17 protein-coding genes are annotated in these 16,795 nt (G+C 72.0%); 12 read left to right on the top strand and 5 right to left on the bottom strand.

Annotated elements, in window-relative coordinates:
- The first annotated feature begins 33 nt into the window (after positions 1–33).
- From ABZ478_RS03080 to fabF, 5 genes are all read left to right on the top strand, one after another.
- On the top strand, positions 34–1,239 hold the full coding sequence (locus ABZ478_RS03080) for a helix-turn-helix domain-containing protein (RefSeq protein WP_359544789.1): 1,206 nt from the start codon (positions 34–36) through the stop codon (positions 1,237–1,239).
- An 89-nt stretch (positions 1,240–1,328) separates the two neighbouring features.
- A complete protein-coding gene (locus ABZ478_RS03075; protein WP_359545014.1) occupies positions 1,329–2,276 on the top strand; it encodes an ACP S-malonyltransferase in 948 nt (315 codons plus the stop codon).
- A gap of 17 nt (positions 2,277–2,293) precedes the next feature.
- Positions 2,294–3,325 carry a ketoacyl-ACP synthase III gene (locus tag ABZ478_RS03070; protein ID WP_359544787.1) on the top strand — a complete coding sequence of 344 codons (1,032 nt, stop codon included), beginning with the start codon at positions 2,294–2,296 and terminating at the stop codon, positions 3,323–3,325.
- 80 nt (positions 3,326–3,405) lie between these two features.
- Positions 3,406–3,654, top strand: coding sequence for an acyl carrier protein (locus ABZ478_RS03065; protein WP_133921367.1), 249 nt, complete (start codon positions 3,406–3,408; stop codon positions 3,652–3,654).
- 87 nt (positions 3,655–3,741) lie between these two features.
- Positions 3,742–5,004: a beta-ketoacyl-ACP synthase II gene (gene fabF, locus ABZ478_RS03060; RefSeq protein ID WP_358927207.1), complete on the top strand. Its 1,263-nt coding sequence runs from the start codon at positions 3,742–3,744 to the stop codon at positions 5,002–5,004.
- Between the two features lie 108 nt (positions 5,005–5,112).
- On the opposite strand, the gene ABZ478_RS03055 is transcribed toward fabF, so the two are convergent.
- Positions 5,113–5,607, bottom strand: coding sequence for a DUF3145 domain-containing protein (locus tag ABZ478_RS03055; RefSeq protein WP_359544785.1), 495 nt, complete (start codon positions 5,605–5,607; stop codon positions 5,113–5,115).
- A gap of 256 nt (positions 5,608–5,863) precedes the next feature.
- On the opposite strand from ABZ478_RS03055, the gene ABZ478_RS03050 reads away from it, so the two are divergent.
- Both ABZ478_RS03050 and ABZ478_RS03045 read left to right on the top strand, forming a co-directional pair.
- A complete protein-coding gene (locus ABZ478_RS03050) occupies positions 5,864–6,766 on the top strand; it encodes an SGNH/GDSL hydrolase family protein (RefSeq protein WP_359544782.1) in 903 nt (300 codons plus the stop codon).
- Positions 6,767–6,780: 14 nt separating this feature from the next.
- On the top strand, positions 6,781–7,752 hold the full coding sequence (locus ABZ478_RS03045; protein ID WP_359544781.1) for an aldose epimerase family protein: 972 nt from the start codon (positions 6,781–6,783) through the stop codon (positions 7,750–7,752).
- Positions 7,753–7,954: 202 nt separating this feature from the next.
- On the opposite strand, the gene ABZ478_RS03040 is transcribed toward ABZ478_RS03045, so the two are convergent.
- Complete coding sequence (locus ABZ478_RS03040; RefSeq protein WP_359544780.1) at positions 7,955–8,746, bottom strand: EI24 domain-containing protein; 792 nt, start codon at positions 8,744–8,746, stop codon at positions 7,955–7,957.
- Positions 8,747–8,766: 20 nt separating this feature from the next.
- Positions 8,767–9,204, bottom strand: a complete 438-nt coding sequence (locus ABZ478_RS03035; protein ID WP_359544778.1) for a MarR family transcriptional regulator — start codon at positions 9,202–9,204, stop codon at positions 8,767–8,769.
- 90 nt (positions 9,205–9,294) lie between these two features.
- On the opposite strand from ABZ478_RS03035, the gene ABZ478_RS03030 reads away from it, so the two are divergent.
- Both ABZ478_RS03030 and ABZ478_RS03025 read left to right on the top strand, forming a co-directional pair.
- Positions 9,295–10,293, top strand: a complete 999-nt coding sequence (locus tag ABZ478_RS03030; protein ID WP_359544776.1) for an NADP-dependent oxidoreductase — start codon at positions 9,295–9,297, stop codon at positions 10,291–10,293.
- 97 nt (positions 10,294–10,390) lie between these two features.
- Positions 10,391–10,813 (top strand): organic hydroperoxide resistance protein, encoded by a 423-nt coding sequence (locus tag ABZ478_RS03025; protein WP_359544775.1) that lies wholly within the window; start codon positions 10,391–10,393, stop codon positions 10,811–10,813.
- A 66-nt stretch (positions 10,814–10,879) separates the two neighbouring features.
- Here ABZ478_RS03025 and ABZ478_RS03020 read toward each other — a convergent pair whose 3' ends face one another.
- Both ABZ478_RS03020 and ABZ478_RS03015 read right to left on the bottom strand, forming a co-directional pair.
- Positions 10,880–12,040 (bottom strand): serine hydrolase domain-containing protein, encoded by a 1,161-nt coding sequence (locus ABZ478_RS03020; protein ID WP_359544773.1) that lies wholly within the window; start codon positions 12,038–12,040, stop codon positions 10,880–10,882.
- Positions 12,041–12,182: 142 nt separating this feature from the next.
- A complete protein-coding gene (locus ABZ478_RS03015; protein WP_359544771.1) occupies positions 12,183–13,319 on the bottom strand; it encodes a hypothetical protein in 1,137 nt (378 codons plus the stop codon).
- Between the two features lie 200 nt (positions 13,320–13,519).
- Between ABZ478_RS03015 and ABZ478_RS03010 the strand changes: the two genes are divergently transcribed.
- The 3 genes from ABZ478_RS03010 to ABZ478_RS03000 all read left to right on the top strand — a co-directional run bounded on the left by ABZ478_RS03010 (position 13,520) and on the right by ABZ478_RS03000 (position 16,767).
- Positions 13,520–14,677, top strand: a complete 1,158-nt coding sequence (locus ABZ478_RS03010) for a mandelate racemase/muconate lactonizing enzyme family protein (RefSeq protein WP_359544769.1) — start codon at positions 13,520–13,522, stop codon at positions 14,675–14,677.
- Positions 14,674–15,687: an alcohol dehydrogenase catalytic domain-containing protein gene (locus ABZ478_RS03005; RefSeq protein WP_359544767.1), complete on the top strand. Its 1,014-nt coding sequence runs from the start codon at positions 14,674–14,676 to the stop codon at positions 15,685–15,687. The genes ABZ478_RS03010 and ABZ478_RS03005 overlap by 4 nt, the downstream gene beginning before the upstream one ends.
- A gap of 111 nt (positions 15,688–15,798) precedes the next feature.
- Positions 15,799–16,767: a hypothetical protein gene (locus ABZ478_RS03000; RefSeq protein ID WP_359544765.1), complete on the top strand. Its 969-nt coding sequence runs from the start codon at positions 15,799–15,801 to the stop codon at positions 16,765–16,767.
- Positions 16,768–16,795: the final 28 nt, after the last annotated feature.

Genomic DNA, 16,795 nt, shown 5'->3' with positions numbered 1-16,795 from the left:
ACGGTCCCGTCCCGATAAGGCAGTCTTGTCCCCGTGCCCGAACCCGAAACCCGTAGCGGCGAACCCGCAGCGCACGCCGTCCACCAGCACTCCGCGACCCTGAAGCGGCTGGAGAAGTCCTCGGGGAGTCTCGCCGCGCAGGCCATCGCGCGCATGGACGAGACCCTGTCGTGGTACCGGGCCATGCCGCCGGAGAACCGTTCCTGGATCGGGCTCGTGGCGCAGGCGGGCATCGCCGCGTTCACCGAGTGGTTCCGGCACCCGGACGCGCCGCAGGCCATTTCCACGGACGTCTTCGGGACGGCGCCCCGCGAGCTGACCAGGGCCATCACGCTGCGGCAGACCGTGGAGATGGTGCGGACCACCATCGAGGTGATGGAGTCCGCCATCGACGAGGTGGCGGCCCCCGGGGACGAGAGCGTGCTGCGCGAGGCGCTGCTCGTGTACGCCCGGGAGATCGCGTTCGCCACCGCCCAGGTGTACGCCCAGGCCGCCGAGGCACGCGGTGCCTGGGACGCGCGGCTGGAGTCGCTGGTGGTCAACGCCGTGCTCAGCGGGGAGGCCGACGAGGGCGCCGTCAGCCGGGCCGCCGCGCTCGGCTGGAACTCGCCGGACCATGTGTGCGTCGTGCTCGGCACCGCGCCCGACGGGGACAGCGAGCTGACCGTCGAGGCCATACGGCGGGCCGCGCGCCACGCCAAGCTGCAGGTGCTCACGGGGGTGCTCGGGGACCGGCTGGTGGTGATCGCCGGGGGCAGCCCCAATCCGCTCGCCGTCGCCAAGTCGCTGATCGGGCCGTACGCCGCCGGTCCGGTCGTCGCCGGGCCCGTCGTACCCGACCTGCTGGCCGCCACCCGGTCCGCGCAGGCCGCCGCGGCGGGGCTGAAGGCGTGTTTCGCCTGGCAGGACGCGCCGCGGCCGGTGCTGGCGGACGATCTTCTGCCGGAGCGGGCCATCGCGGGTGATCCGGGCGCGCGCGAGCAGTTGGTGGAGGAGATCTACAGACCACTGGAGGAGGCGGGGTCGGCACTCCTGGAGACCTTGAGTGTCTACCTGGAGCAGGCGAGCAGCCTGGAGGGCGCGGCGAGGATGCTGTTCGTTCACCCGAACACCGTGCGCTACCGGCTCCGACGTGTGACAGACGTCACCGGATGGTCCCCCTCGGATGTACGATCCGCGTTCACGCTGCGGATCGCGCTGATCCTGGGGCGTCTGGCCGACGGTGAACCCCAGGCCTAGGGTTTTGTGGGGGGCCCACAAAACCCCTACGTGTTCTTCGTCCCTGTCCCCACGGGCGGCTTCGGCCGTCTCCAAGAGAGAGTGTGAGAGTGCTCGTACTCGTCGCTCCCGGCCAGGGCGCCCAGACGCCCGGCTTCCTGACCCCCTGGCTCGAACTCCCCGGTGCCGCGGACCGCGTCGCCGCGTGGTCGGACGCCATCGGCCTCGACCTGGTCCACTACGGCACCCAGGCCGACGCCGACGCCATCCGCGACACCGCGGTGGCCCAGCCGCTGCTGGTCGCCGCCGGGATCCTGTCCGCCATGGCACTGGGTGACATGCCGGAGATCGCGCCCGGCGCGGTCGCCGGCCACAGCGTGGGCGAGATCACCGCCGCCGCCTTCGCGGGCGTCCTCGACGACACCGCGGCGCTCGGCCTCGTCCGCCGTCGTGGGCTCGCGATGGCCGAGGCCGCCGCGATCACCGAGACCGGTATGTCGGCGCTGCTCGGCGGTGACCCCGAGACCTCCGTCGCGCACCTGGAGAAGCTGGGTCTGACGCCGGCGAACATCAACGGCGCGGGCCAGATCGTCGCCGCGGGCACGCTGGAGCAGCTCGCCGCGCTGGCCGAGGACAAGCCCGAGGGTGTCCGCAAGGTCGTCCCGCTGAAGGTGGCCGGCGCCTTCCACACGCGCCACATGGCCCCCGCCGTCGAGGCGCTGGCCGAGGCCGCGGCACGGCTGGCGCCCGCCGACCCGAAGGTCCCCTACGTCTCCAACAAGGACGGCCGCCAGGTCGCCTCCGGCGCCGAGGTGCTGGACCGGCTGGTCGGCCAGGTCGCCAACCCGGTGCGCTGGGACCTGTGCATGGAGACGTTCAAGGAGCTGGGCGTCACCGGCCTCATCGAGGTGTGCCCCGGCGGCACGCTGACCGGTCTGGCCAAGCGCGCGCTGCCCGGTGTGCGCACGCTCGCCCTGAAGACCCCCGACGACCTCGACGCGGCCCGCGCGCTCATCGCCGAGACTGCGACACCTGCCGCTGACGCGGCGAGCGCCTGACAAGGAGCCCAACACCCATGTCGAAGATCAAGCCCAGCAAGGGCGCCCCGTACGCGCGCATCCTCGGCGTCGGCGGCTACCGGCCGACCCGTGTGGTGCCCAACGAGGTGATCCTGGAGAGGATCGACTCGTCCGACGAGTGGATCCGTTCGCGCTCCGGCATCGAGACCCGGCACTGGGCGGGCCCCGAGGAGACGGTCGCCGCCATGTCCGTCGAGGCGGCCGGCAAGGCGATCGCCGACTCCGGCATCGACGCCGAGCAGATCGGCGCCGTGGTCGTCTCGACCGTCTCGCACTTCAGCCAGACCCCGGCCGTCGCCACCGAGATCGCCGACAAGCTCGGCACGAACAAGGCCGCTGCCTTCGACATCTCGGCCGGCTGCGCGGGCTTCGGCTACGGCCTGACCCTCGCCAAGGGCATGGTGGTGGAAGGTTCCGCCGAGTACGTGCTCGTCATCGGTGTGGAGCGGCTCAGCGACCTCACCGACCTGGAGGACCGGGCCACGGCCTTCCTGTTCGGCGACGGCGCCGGCGCGGTCGTCGTCGGCCCCTCGCAGGAGCCGGCCATCGGCCCGACCGTGTGGGGCTCCGAGGGCGACAAGTCCGGCACCATCAAGCAGACGGTCTCCTGGGACCGTTTCCGGGTCGGCGACCTCGCCGAACTGCCCCTCGACAGCGAGGGCAACGTCAAGTTCCCCGCGATCACGCAGGAAGGCCAGGCGGTGTTCCGCTGGGCCGTGTTCGAGATGGCGAAGGTCGCCCAGCAGGCGCTGGACGCGGCCGGGATCAGCCCGGACGACCTGGACGTCTTCATTCCGCACCAGGCCAACGTGCGGATCATCGACTCGATGGTGAAGACACTGAAGCTGCCGGAGCACGTCACGGTCGCCCGTGACATCCGCACCACCGGCAACACCTCGGCCGCCTCGATCCCGCTCGCGATGGAGCGGCTCCTGGCGACCGGGGAGGCGAAGAGCGGCGACACCGCGCTCGTCATCGGATTCGGGGCGGGTCTCGTCTACGCCGCCACGGTCGTTACCCTCCCCTAGGCACTCCGTGCCGGATCTCGCATCCGGCACGGTGCAAACTGCCACAAACCGTCTGGATTATCGAAGAAGGAGCGCCTGACATGGCCGCCACTCAGGAAGAGATCGTCGCCGGTCTCGCCGAGATCGTGAACGAGATCGCCGGGATCCCCACCGAGGACGTCCAGCTGGACAAGTCCTTCACCGACGACCTGGACGTCGACTCGCTGTCCATGGTCGAGGTCGTCGTCGCCGCCGAGGAGCGCTTCGACGTGAAGATCCCGGACGAGGACGTCAAGAACCTCAAGACCGTTGGTGACGCCACCAACTACATCCTCAAGCACCAGGCCTGAGTCACCCCTTAGGCCGTCAGGCTGCTAGGCCCCGCCACCCGGCGGTGGCGCCGTCGAATCCCGTTTTCCGTTGGAGAAAGAATTCCCGTGAGCCCGACCAATCGCACCGTGGTCGTCACCGGTATCGGCGCAACCACACCGCTGGGTGGCGACGCAGCCTCGTTCTGGGAGGCCCTGGTCGCCGGCAAGTCCGGTGTCGGCCCGCTCGAGCAGGAGTGGGCGGCCCAGCTGCCGGTCCGCATCGCCGCGCAGATCGCCGTCGAGCCCGGCGAGATCATCCCCCGCCCGCAGGCCCGCAAGCTGGACCGGTCCGCGCAGTTCGCGCTGATCGCCGCTCAGGAGGCCTGGAAGGACGCCGGTTTCACCGCCAAGGCCGGTGAGGACGCGTCCGTCAACCCCGACCGTCTCGGTGCGGTCATCGCCTCCGGCATCGGCGGCGTGACGACCCTCCTGGACCAGTACGACGTGCTCAAGGAGAAGGGCGTACGCCGCGTCTCCCCGCACACCGTGCCGATGCTGATGCCCAACTCCCCGGCGGCCAACGTCGGTATCGAGCTGGGTGCCCGTGCCGGTGTGCACACCCCCGTGTCGGCCTGCGCCTCCGGCGCGGAGGCCATCGGGTACGCGATCGAGATGATCCGCACCGGGCGTGCGGACGTGGTCGTGGCCGGTGGTACCGAGGCCGCCATCCACCCGCTTCCCATCGCCGCCTTCGGCAACATGATGGCGATGTCCAAGAACAACGACGACCCCGAGGGCGCGTCGCGTCCCTACGACGCGGGCCGCGACGGCTTCGTGCTCGGCGAGGGCGCCGGTGTGATCATCCTGGAGTCCGAGGAGCACGCGAAGGCCCGCGGCGCCCGGATCTACGTCGAGGCGGTCGGCCAGGGCATCTCCGCCGACAGCCACCACATCACGCAGCCCGAGCCGTCCGGCAACGGCATCGCGCACGCGCTGCAGAACCTGCTCGACAACACGGACCTGAAGCCGGCCGAGATCGTGCACGTGAACGCGCACGCCACCTCGACGCCGCAGGGCGACGTCGCCGAGATCAAGGCGCTGCGGAAGGTGTTCGGCGACGACGTCGACCACATGGCGATCTCCGCCACCAAGTCGATGACGGGTCACCTGCTCGGCGGCGCGGGCGGTATCGAGACCGTGGCGTCGATCCTGGCGCTGGTGAACCGTACGGCTCCGCCGACCATCAACGTGTCGAACCTCGACCCCGAGGTCAACGCGGACGTGGTGACCGGTGAGGCCCGCGAGCTGCCCGAGGGGCGGATCGCCGTGCTGAACGACTCGTTCGGCTTCGGCGGGCACAACGTGGTCCTGGCCTTCCGGACCGTCTGAGCGCACACGAAGGAGCCCCCACCGGCCGGTGGGGGCTCCTTCGTGTGTCCCGCGGGTTCCTCCGCGTGTCGGGCCGCGTGTCGGAGGTCCCGCGCCGGTCCGGAGGGCTCAGACCACCTGGTGCAGCCAGCGCACCGGTGCTCCCTCACCCGCGTAGCGGAACGGCTCGAGTTCGTCGTCCCAGGGCTTTCCGAGGAGCTTGGCGATCTCCGCCTCCAGGTCGGTCTCCTGGCGCTGGGAGCGCGTCAGCGCCGCGCGCAGCCGGTCCTCGGGGATGAGGATGTCGCCGTGGATGCCGGTGACCGCGTGGAAGATGCCGAGGTCGGGGGTGCAGCTGTAGCGCTCGCCCTCGGCGGTGGCGCAGGGTTCGGCGGTGACCTCGAAGCGCAGCAGGTGCCAGCCGCGCAGGGCGGAGGCGAGCTTGGAGGCGGTACCGGCCTCGCCCTGCCAGGAGAACTCCGAGCGCCAGGTGCCGGGCGCCGCGGGCTGCCGGATCCAGTCGAGGCTGACGCGCGTGCCGAGCACCCCGGCGACGGCCCACTCGACGTGCGGGCACAGCGCGCGCGGCGCGGAGTGCACGTACAGAACTCCACGTGTCGTCACCGGAACCTCCGGGCAGAGCGGGACATCTTGCGGACTGGCGGGGCGGCCAGGCGCGACGGCCGCGTTGATGGCGAGGCTACCCTGCGGCGGGGCAAGGAGTGTGACGTACCGTCGGTCCCGGTGCCAGGAAACCCGTGCCATTCACCCAGGGGGACGCTTGTACGGGGGTGCGGCGTTCCCGGGTCCCCGGTCCGGGAACCCTCGCGCGTTGTCATGGGAGGGAGCACCGCACCGCCGAGCGAGGGGAGCAGCCAAGATGCGCGAGCCAGGCCACCGGGCGCGGGGCGCCGTCGCCGTCCTGACGGCGGCCGTCCTGACCCTGACGGGGTGTGACGCCTTCGGGGGCGGCGGCGCCGAGGGCAAGAAGGACTCCGGCGCGCCCGCCTCCCGGACCCCGGCCCGGCCGGCACCGGTGTGGGACCGCAGCCCGGACTCGATCGCCGCGGTCGGCGACTCCATCACCCGCGGCTTCGACGCGTGCGCCGTGCTCTCCGACTGCCCCGAGGTGTCGTGGGCGACGGGCAGCGACGCCGGGGTCGACAGCCTGGCGGTGCGGCTGCTGGGGGTGCGGGGGGCGGCGGAGCACAGCCGCAACTACGCGGTGACCGGCGCGCGGATGTCGGACCTGCCGCGGCAGATGGCCGGCGCGATCGCCGGGCGGCCCGAGCTGGTGACGGTGATGATCGGCGCGAACGACGCCTGCCGGGCGTCGGTGTCGGCGATGACCCCGGTGAAGGACTTCCGGGCGGACTTCGAGGCGTCGCTGGCCAAGCTGCGTACGGCGCTGCCCAGGACGCAGGTGTACGTGGCGAGCGTGCCGAACCTGCTGCGGCTGTGGTCCCAGGGCCGGACGAACCCGCTGGGCAAGCAGGTGTGGAAGCTGGGCATCTGCCCGTCGATGCTGGCCGACGCCGACGACCTGACCGGCGTGGCCACGGAGCGCCGGGAGGAGGTGCAGCGGCGGGTGGAGGACTACAACGCGGCGCTGCGGGCCGTGTGCGCCAAGGACCGCCGCTGCCGCTTCGACGGGAACGCGGTGTTCGACTTCCGCTTCGGCACCGACCAGCTCAGCCGCTGGGACTGGTTCCACCCGAGCCGCGACGGGCAGGCACGGCTTGCCGAGATCGCGTACCGCACTGTCACCGCGCAAAGACCCTGACTAGGGTTTCCCACATGAGCGAACTTTTCTGCACACTTCCCGACGGCACGCCGGTGCACCGCTGGACGCTGGAGCGGGCCGGGGTGCGGGTGCGGGTGCTGTCGTACGGCGGGATCGTGCAGTCGGTCGAGGTTCCCGACCGGGACGGGCGTACGGCGGACGTGGTGCTGGGATTCCCCGGGGTGGAGGGCTATCTGGAGCATCCGGAGCCCTATCTCGGCGCCCTGGTGGGGCGGTACGCCAACCGGATCGCGGGCGGGCGCTTCGCGCTGGACGGCCGTGCGTACGCGCTGCCGGTGAACGACGGGCCCAACTGTCTGCACGGCGGGGAGCGCGGGTTCGACAAGCGGGTGTGGGAGGCGGAGCCGGCCGGGGACGGCGTCCGGCTGCGCCGGGTGAGCCCGGACGGCGAGGAGGGCTTCCCGGGCCGGCTGGAGGTGTCCGTGACGTACACGCTGGACGACGCCGGGTCGCTGCGGATCGCCTACGAGGCCGCGACGGACGCGCCGACCGTCCTCAACCTCACCAACCACTCGTACTGGAACCTGGGCGGTTCCGGTCCAACGGGCGGTCACGAACTGCGGCTCGCCGCCTCCCGGTTCACCCCGGTGGACGCGGACCTGATCCCCACCGGGGCGCTGGAGGACGTGACCGGCTCCCGCTTCGACTTCCGCGCGGTCCGCGAGGTCGGGTCCGGCTACGACCACAACTTCGTGCTGGACAAGGGGGTGACGGACGCCGCCGAGGAGGTGGCCGAGCTGCACGACCCGGTGTCCGGGCGGGTGCTCACGGTGGCCACGACCGAGCCCGGGCTCCAGTTCTACACCGCCGACCACCTGGCCGCGCCCTTCGCCCCCGGCGAGGGGGTCGCCCTGGAGACCCAGCACTTCCCCGACTCCCCCAACCACCCCGGCTTCCCGGGCACCGTGCTCCGGCCGGGCGAGACGTTCCGGTCCGAGACGGTGTACGGCTTCTCGGCGCGCTGATACGAGGGACGAGCCCCGGTCGGTCAGGTTTCCGGCCCGGGGCTGCCCACGGGGGACTTGTCCCGGTCCCGACGTTAATCGCCGCGCCCACCCCGGGACCCGCGAGAACCCCCTTCACGGCGATCCCGTACGAACCCTTCACAAACGGCGGTGCCTCGGCGGCATCGCGCTCCCGGCGCGCGGGTGAGCGCGCGGACGGGGTTCAGGAAGAGACCGGCTCGTTCGCCTCGGAGGGGGTGTGGCCGGTGGATTCCTCACCCAGGAGGTCGCGGGCCAGGAGGGTGGCGCCGGCCACCGCGCCCGGCATCAGGAAGACCGCGACGAACGGGAGCAGGAAGGACAGGCCGAGCGGGGTGCCGAAGCCCCAGACCAGGGTCTTGCGGGAGCGCAGCAGGGCGAGACGGGCGCGCAGGTCCACACCGCGGCGCTGGAGGGCGATGGCGGTCAGTTCCTCGGTGAGGAAGAAGCCGGTGACGAAGAAGCCGATCACCGGGACGACCGTCTGGCCGACGAGGGGCAGGAAGCCGGCGGCGAAGAGCAGCACGCCCCACAGCAGGGCCCGGACCAGGATCCGCAGGCTGTCCCGGGCCGAGATGCACAGCTCGCGCCAGAGCGGGAGGCCCGACTCGGGTGCCGTGCCGTCGGGCGAGACGTCCTCGTCGACCTTCTGCGACAGGCTGTCGTAGAAGGGCTGGCCGATCAGCAGGGTGAGGGCCGTGAAGGTGAGGACGGCCAGCAGCAGGCCCAGGGCGAACAGTACGGCCGTCAGGAAGCCGCGGAAGAGGCCCTGCCAGGGGCTCCCCCAGTCGTCCGCGAACGGGGTGGCCCAGGCGACCCCGTCCTCGCCCCACACGGCGAGCACGATCAGCGCCGCCGCGTAGAGCACCAGCGTGATCAGGCCCGGCAGCAGACCGAAGCCGTACTGGCGGCCGTGCCGGGCGACCCAGCGCTGGCCCGCCACGAGATAACCGAAACCCACCCCGAGATCGCGCATGGCGAAGACTTTACTAAGTCTCAGGCGTCCAGCATCCGCCGCAGCAGGTCCCGCAGGGACCGCCGCTCCTCGGCGGAGAGCCCGGCGAGGGGCTCACGCGCGAAGCGCAGGCCCTCGCGCAGGTCCCGGGCGACCCTGCGGCCCTCGTCGGTGGCGGCGGCCAGCTTCACCCGGCGGTCCGTGGGGTCGGGGCGGCGCTCCGCCAGGCCCCGGGACTCCAGACGGTCGACTATCCCGGTCACGTTCGACGGCTCGCACTTCAGCTTGTGCGCGAGCTTGCGCATCGGCAGCGGCTCCAGCGACAGCAGGCTGAGCAGGCGTGCCTGGGGGCCGGTCAGCGCGTGGGCGGCCGCCGCCTCCTCGTAGTCCGCGTAGAAGCGGGCCACGACGTCCCCGATCAGCTCGACGACCTCCATGGTCAGCTCGTCGGGGCGGCGGGTATTCGGTGGTGTGGCCATGTCGTCCAGAATACCGGGTTACTTGACATCATGAAATATTCAGGCTCATTGTTGTTTCAGGTACTGAAGTAAATGAAAGGCGACCCTCCCATGATCAACCGCGAGTGGCACCTCCTCAGCCGTCCGGTCGGCTGGCCGAAGCCCGAGGACTTCGCCCTGGTCGAGACGCCCGTCCCGACGCCCGGCGAGGGCCAGGTACTGGTGCGGAACGAGTACCTCTCCGTGGACCCCTACATGCGCGGCAGGATGTCGGCGGCCAAGTCGTACGCCGCCCCGTTCGAGCTGGACAAGGTCATGCAGGGCGGCGCGGTCGGCGAGGTCGTCGCCTCCAACGCCGAGGGCATCGCGGTCGGCGACCACGTCCTGCACTTCTTCGGCTGGCGCGAGTACGCGGCCGTGGACGCGAAGAACGCCGTCAAGGTCGACCCCCAGGCCGCCCCGCTGTCGACGTACCTCGGCGTCCTCGGCATGACGGGCCTGACCGCGTACGCGGGCCTGCTGCGCACCGCCTCCCTCAAGGAGGGCGACGTCGTCTTCGTGTCCGGCGCGGCGGGCGCGGTCGGCAGCCAGGTCGGGCAGATCGCGAAGCTCAAGGGCGCCTCGCGAGTCATCGGCTCGGCCGGCTCCGACGAGAAGGTCCGGCTGCTGACGGAGGAGTACGGCTTCGACGCCGCCTTCAACTACAAGAACGGCCCGGTGGGCGAGCAGCTGCGCGCGGCCGCCCCCGACGGGATCGACGTCTACTTCGACAACGTCGGCGGCGACCACCTGGAGGCCGCCATCGGGTCGCTGAACCTGGGCGGCCGGATCGCCGTCTGCGGCATGATCTCCGTCTACAACAACACCGAGCCGGCCCCCGGCCCGCGCAACCTGGCCCGTCTCATCCAGACCCGCGGCCGTATCGAGGGCTTCCTGGTCGGTGACCACTACGACCTGCAGCCGCAGTTCGTCCAGGAGGTCGGCCCCTGGGTCGCCTCGGGCGCGCTGAAGTACCGCGAGACCGTGGTCGAGGGCATCGAGAACAACCTGGAGGCGTTCCTCGGGGTCCTGCGCGGCGACAACACCGGGAAGATGATCGTCAAGATCTGACCCTGGCCGGAGCTTTCCGGGATGCGGTAACTTCATTCCGAAATCCGCCGTCGATCGTGGGCGCGAGTCACGGCGGACCGAGGAGGAAGACAACCGCATGCCCATTCAGCAGTCCGACGTCCTGTACACGGCCGTCGCCACCGCCGAGAACGGCCGCGACGGCCGCGTCGTCACCGACGACGGGAAGCTCGACGTCGTCGTGAACCCGCCGAAGGAGATGGGCGGCAGCGGCGCCGGCACCAACCCGGAGCAGTTGTTCGCCGCCGGGTACAGCGCCTGTTTCCAGGGCGCGCTCGGCGTGGTCGCCCGGCAGGAGGGCGCCGACGTCTCCGGTTCGACCGTCACCGCCAGGGTCGGGATCGGCCGGAACGAGGACGGCTTCGGGATCGTCGTGGAGATCTCCGCGGACATCCCGCACGTCGACGGGGCCACCGCGCGGGAACTGATCGAGAAGGCGCACCAGGTGTGCCCCTACTCGAAGGCGACGCGCGGCGACGTCACCGTGACGCCGGCCCGGTAACGATCGTTGCGCACGACGGCGGCCGCATCCTTGGACGTGGGATGCGGCCGCCGTCGTACGCCCGTGTCATCCGGCCGCGAGCGCCGCCCGGTGGACGGCCGCCGCCAGCCGGCCGTTCTCCGCGGCCGAGCCGCCCGGGAACGCGAACCGGCGCCTGGTGTAGCCGTAGGCGAGGCCGCTGCGCGGATCGGCGAAGGCCTGGGAGCCGGCGGCGCCGCTGTGGCCGATCGCGCCGGCGCCCAGGAAGGGGTGCCAGGTGTCGGCGGTGTCCTGGAAGCCGAGGCCGTACGACTTGTGGGCCCGGGCCACCAGGTCGTACCCGGTGGAGTGCGGCTGGCCGAACTCCGCGACCGTGTCCTGCTTCAGCAGCGGGGCCTTGCCGTCCACCTCGCTGATCATCGCCGCGTACATCCCGGCCAGACCGCGCGCCGACGCGACACCGCCCACCGACGCCGGACCCTGGGCGCGTACCGCGCGCTCGTTCGGCAGCGACTCCAGGTCGGTCGGGTCGGCCGGGTGCCGGTTGAAGGCGATCGAGCCGAGGGTGTGCGGCCCGCTCGGCAGCGCGTCGAGCACCGCCTGCTCCTCGGGGGTGAGCAGCATGGGCAGGGTGGTGCGGAACCGGGCCTCGCGGGAGGCCGGCAGGCCCAGGTGGAAGTCCAGCCCGTAGGGGGCTCGCACCCGCTCCTCGTACACCTCCTGGAGCGTACGGCCGGTGGCGCGGCGGACGACCTCGCCGGTGAGCGCGCCGATCACCAGGGCGTGGTAGCCGAAGGCCGTGCCCGGCCGCCAGAACGGCCGCTGGTCGGCGAGGCGTTCGGCCAGTGCCCGGTCGTCGGCCAGCTCGGCCGTGGTGAACCCGGTGTCGGTGCCGATCAGGCCGGCCCGGTGCGCGAGCAGCTCGCGAAGGGTCAGCGCGCCCTTGCCCTCGGCCCCGAACTCCGGCCAGTAGTAGGTCACCCTGCGGTCCAGCTCCAGCGTGCCGTCCTGCACCAGCAGGGCCACGACGAGGTGCGCGGCGCCCTTGGTGGACGAGAACACGCCGTACAGCGAGTCACCGTCGGCACCCTCGCCCGCCCACAGGTCGACCACCCGCCGGCCGTGCACATGGGCGCACAACTGGCCCTCGTAGTCTTCCCGTTCCTCCGTCACGAAGGCGGCGAACTCCTCGCGCACCGCCTCGTAGCCCTCGGCGACCGTGCCGTGCACGGTGATTCCCCGCGTCATCCGCCCTCCTCGACCGAGCCGCTCGCGCGTCGCTCCCTCTTGTGCCAAACGCCCGCATCACCACCGGGCGTTCCCCGGATCGGTACGGCGGGGTGCACCCGTTCGACTCAACCGTGTCCAGCGCGGACCGGGTTCACGGGTCCTAGGTGCACCACCACAGGAAGCGGTCGCACGTCCTCGTCGGGGACGCGGTGGGGGTCGGGTCCGAGGTCGTCGGGCCGGCCGTCGGGGTGGCGGTGGGCTGGGACGAGGGCTGGGCCGGCGGGGCCGCGGTCGTGGTACCCGAGCCCGAGGTGGCGGACTGCTCCGCGTTGTCACCGGCGGCGGGGGACTTGGAGGACTTGTCCTTCGGGGACTCGGACGCGGAGGCGGAGGCCGAGGCCGACGGGCCGGAGGACGACGAGGCGCTCGGCGCCGTCGTACGGACGGAGGTGCCGTCGGCGGGAGCCGCCGTGCGGCCCGGGGACGCGGAGGCGCTGCCGCCGTCGGCCGAGGTGTCCCCGGCCGTCGTCGAGGTGTCACCGCTGAAGGGCGCGAAGGTGGCGTCCGTGCCGAGTTCGGCGATGCTCAGCCCGCCGGCGGCCAGCACGAACCCGGTGGCGATCAGCACCGTCCGGCGTCTGCGCCGCCGGTGTGCGGCGGCCTTGCGGTCCCGGCGGCTGGCGTCCGCGACGGCGGGCCCATCGGCGTCCTCGCCGCCCGCGGCTCCCCCGCGGCCCCTGCCCCGGCTCCGCGACTGACGCCGGGCGGCACGGCCCACGGGCTCGTCGCGTGCTTCCGGGTCCTCGTGCTCGTCCCGGTCGTGGGCCTCGTCGTCGCCGGCGTGGCCGTCGTGGGCGTCGCCGTGGTCCGCGTGGTCCTCGTGGTCCTCGTGGGGTCCGTACGCGTCGCCCCGGCCGGCGTGCGCGCCGTGCCCGCCCGTGGTCACCTGGCCGCCGGAGCCCGCGTGGTGCCCGGCCGCGCCCTCGTACGTGTAGGCGTCCGGGACCGCCGCGGCGCCGAACTGCTGCGGTACGCGCACGTCCTGCGCCGCCGGGTGGGTGAAACCGCCGGAGTGCCCGGGTGCGTGCGTCGCGGGCTGGCCGCCGTGGCCGGCGTACGCGTGCCCCGCCGGGGCGCCGGTGTGGGCCTCCTGGCCGTACGGACCCGCCACCGCGCCCGCGTGTCCGGGCGCGACGTACGCGTCCGCGCGCGGGGCGGAAGGCCGGGCCGGTGCGCCACATCCCGGGCAGGCCAGGGCGCCGTTGAGGTGCCGTTGGCACGGGTGGCAGAAGTCCATGACGCCGGAAGACTAGATTCCCCGCCGGTCACGTAACCAGGCACCTCTGTGAAGGTTTCGTGCGAACCGAAAAGGTTCTCGAAAGTCATGTCGAAACTGTTACCTGTTCGACCCATTGACACCCCTGCCACGCCATCCTTACTGTCACGCCAGCATTTCGAACGAGTGACGAAATCTCGAACAGCTGAGGGGCAACTGCCGTGCGCATCACCGGAATCAGCACGCACGTGGTCGGGACACCATGGCGCAACCTGACCTACGTCCAGGTGCACACCGACGAGGGGATCACGGGAGTCGGCGAGACCCGGATGCTCGGCCACACCGACGCGCTGATCGGCTATCTGCGCGAGGCCGAGGCCAACCACATTCTCGGATCGGACCCGTTCGCTGTCGAGGACCTCGTGCGGCGGATGAAGTACGGCGACTACGGGCGGGCCGGCGAGATCGTCATGTCCGGCATCGCGGTCGTCGAGATGGCCTGCTGGGACATCAAGGGCAAGGCGCTCGGCGTGCCGGTGTGGCAGCTGCTGGGCGGGAAGGTCACCGACCGGGTCAAGGCGTACGCCAACGGCTGGTACACCACCGAGCGGACGCCGGAGGCTTACCACAAGGCCGCCCAGGGGGTCATGGAGCGCGGCTACAAGGCGCTGAAGATCGACCCTTTCGGCACCGGGCACTTCGAACTGGACCACGAGCAGAGCCTGTACGCGGTCTCCCTCATCGAGGCCGTACGGGACGCCATCGGACCGGACGCCGAGCTGATGCTGGAGATGCACGGCCGCTTCTCCCCCGCCACCGCCGTCCGGCTGGCGAAGGAGATGGCGCCCTTCAAGCCGGCCTGGCTGGAGGAGCCGTGCCCGCCGGAGAACCTGAAGGCGCTGGAGAAGGTGGCCGCCAAGGTGGACATCCCGGTCGCCACCGGTGAACGCATCCACGACCGCATCGAGTTCCGCGAGCTCTTCGACAGCCAGTGCGTCGACATCATCCAGCCCGACGTCGGCCACATCGGCGGCATCTGGGAGACCCGGAAGCTGGCCGCCACCGCCGAGACCCACTACATGCTCGTCGCCCCGCACAACGTGGGCGGGCCCGTGCTGACCGCCGCCTCGCTCCAGGTCGGCTTCACCTCGCCGAACTTCAAGATCCTGGAGCACTTCAACGACTTCGCCGACGCCGACATCAAGAAGGTGGTCAAGGGGGCCCCGGAGGTCGTGGACGGCTACTTCCACCTCTCCGACCGGCCCGGTCTCGGCGTAGAGCTGGACACCGACGCGGCCGCCGAGTTCCCGCAGCAGCAGGCCCGGTTCGACCTGTGGGCCGAGGGCTGGGAGCAGCGCAGGCCGAAGGACACGAAGTGACCTCGCCGGGTTCGCAGGTCCTCGTCGAGGCACCGGGCGTCCACCGGGTCGAGGAGCACACGCCCCGGCAGCCCGGTCCCGGCGAGGCGCTGGTCGCGGTGCACGCGGTGGGCATCTGCGGCAGCGACCGCGAGGTGTACCAGGGCAACCGGCCTGCGGGGTACGTCCGTTACCCGCTCACGCCCGGCCACGAGTGGTCCGGGACCGTGCGCGCGGTGGGCGCCGGGGTGCCGGACGGCCTGGTCGGCCGCAAGGTCGTCGGCGAGGGCTTCCGCAACTGCCAGGTGTGCGACCGCTGTCACGCGGGCGAGACCACGCTGTGCACGGCCGGGTACGAGGAGACCGGGTTCACCCGGCCGGGCGCCATGGCGGCCACCCTCACCCTGCCGGCCCGGCTGCTGCACCCGCTGCCGGACGAGGCCGACCTCACCGCCGCCGCCCTGCTGGAGCCGGCCGCCTGCGTCGCGGCCGCCGCGCTGAAGACCCGGGCCCTGCCGGGCGAGCGGGTCGCGGTGGTCGGCACGGGCACGCTCGGGATGTTCGCGGTGCAGTTCCTGAAGGCGCTCTCGCCTGCGGAACTGCTGGTCGTGGGCACCGGATACGACCGGGAGGCACTGTCCCGGCGGTTCGGGGCGAGCGACTTCCGGCTCAAGGACCAGCCGTTGCCCGGCGACTTCGACGTCGTGATCGAGACCGCCGGGTCCGCGTCCGCCGCGCGCACCGCGGCCGCGCTGCTCAGGCGCGGCGGGCGGCTGGTGCTGACGGGCATCCCGGCGCCGGGCGCGGACGGGCTCGACCCGACCGACCTGGTCGTACGGCAACTGGAGGTGCACACCGTCTTCGGGGCGCCGCCGGGCGCCTGGGCGCATGCCGTGCGGGTCTTCGGCGCCGGGCTGCTCGACCCGCTGCCCCTGGTCACCCACGAGCTGCCGCTGACCGAGTTCCCGCAGGCCATCGAGCTGGTGGGGGCCGGTGATCCGAAGGTGGGCAAGGTGCTGCTCCGTCCCTGACCGTGCGCCGGCCGGGACGTGACCTGACGGCGCCCCGGCCGGCGCACCAAGGCCTTTTCCATACCCAGAGCCGCGAACCTTGTCCGAAATACCGAACACGAAGGACAGCTAGTGACCGACGCTTCCGCTCCGGCAGCCCGCAGGCCCGGCGAGCAGGTGCTCGCCGCACTGGGCCTGGACGCGCCCGCCCTCGACCCCGCCGACACCTCCGCCCACGGCTTCCCGGGCGGCGGCCGCTGGCGCACCGAGATTCCCTCGTGCGAGGGTCCCGAAGCGCTGGCGGTCGTACTGAAGGAGGCCTCGCGCCTCGATGTGCCGATCCACCGGATCAGCCAGGGCAGCGGCGTGTGGATGCTCACCGACGCCGAGATCACCGAGATGGTCGAGGCGGCCGCCGAACGGGACATCGAACTCTGTCTGTTCACCGGCCCGCGCGGCACCTGGGACATCGGCGGCTCGGTGCGCTCCGACTCGCGGGGGGCCGGACTGCGCGCCCGGGGCCACGACGCCGTCGCCGGCTGTGTCGAGGACGCCGTCCGCGCCACCGAACTGGGCGTCAAGTGCCTGCTGGTGGCCGACGAGGGCGTGCTGTGGACCCTGCACCGGGCGCGCACGGCCGGGATCATCCCGGCCGACACCACCCTGAAGGTCTCCGCGCTGATCGGCCCGGTCAACCCGGCCTCCTACGCGGTCTACGAGCGGCTCGGCGCCGACTCCGTCAACGTGCCCAGCGATCTGACGCTAGACCATCTCACCGAGATCCGCCGGGTCTCCGGCGCCCCCATGGACATGTACATCGAGGCCCCCGACGACCTCGGCGGCTATGTGCGGATGTACGAGGTCGCCGAGCTGATCCGGCGCGGCGCACCGCTCTACCTGAAGTTCGGCCTGTCCAAGGCTCCCGGCATCTACCCGTGGGGCACCCATCTGCGGGACGTGACCCTGGACACCGCCCGGGAGCGGGTGCGGCGCGGCCGGCTCGCCCTGGACCTGCTCGCCCGGCACGGCGCGGACGGCGACATGGCGCCGATCGGCTCCCGGCTGCCCGGGACGCTGCACCGTTTCCCGACCACCGCGTGACCCCTCTCAACTACGAGAAGAACAAGGA

This window comes from Streptomyces sp. NPDC005706, assembly GCF_040631045.1.
Classification (GTDB): Bacteria; Actinomycetota; Actinomycetes; order Streptomycetales; family Streptomycetaceae; genus Streptomyces.
The sequence above is the reverse complement of the archived record's forward strand: the minus strand, read 5'-3'. Positions and strand labels throughout refer to the sequence as shown.

Excerpts from the sequence above, each read along its gene's own strand:
- ABZ478_RS03070 (WP_359544787.1), top strand. The coding sequence starts at position 2,294 with ATGTCGAAGATCAAGCCCAGCAAGGGCGCCCCGTACGCGCGCATCCTC.
- ABZ478_RS03065 (WP_133921367.1), top strand. The coding sequence starts at position 3,406 with ATGGCCGCCACTCAGGAAGAGATCGTCGCCGGTCTCGCCGAGATCGTG.
- ABZ478_RS03050 (WP_359544782.1), top strand. The coding sequence starts at position 5,864 with ATGCGCGAGCCAGGCCACCGGGCGCGGGGCGCCGTCGCCGTCCTGACG.
- ABZ478_RS03045 (WP_359544781.1), top strand. The coding sequence starts at position 6,781 with ATGAGCGAACTTTTCTGCACACTTCCCGACGGCACGCCGGTGCACCGC.
- ABZ478_RS03040 (WP_359544780.1), bottom strand. The coding sequence starts at position 8,746 with ATGCGCGATCTCGGGGTGGGTTTCGGTTATCTCGTGGCGGGCCAGCGC.
- ABZ478_RS03035 (WP_359544778.1), bottom strand. The coding sequence starts at position 9,204 with ATGGCCACACCACCGAATACCCGCCGCCCCGACGAGCTGACCATGGAG.
- ABZ478_RS03030 (WP_359544776.1), top strand. The coding sequence starts at position 9,295 with ATGATCAACCGCGAGTGGCACCTCCTCAGCCGTCCGGTCGGCTGGCCG.
- ABZ478_RS03025 (WP_359544775.1), top strand. The coding sequence starts at position 10,391 with ATGCCCATTCAGCAGTCCGACGTCCTGTACACGGCCGTCGCCACCGCC.
- ABZ478_RS03020 (WP_359544773.1), bottom strand. The coding sequence starts at position 12,040 with ATGACGCGGGGAATCACCGTGCACGGCACGGTCGCCGAGGGCTACGAG.
- ABZ478_RS03015 (WP_359544771.1), bottom strand. The coding sequence starts at position 13,319 with ATGGACTTCTGCCACCCGTGCCAACGGCACCTCAACGGCGCCCTGGCC.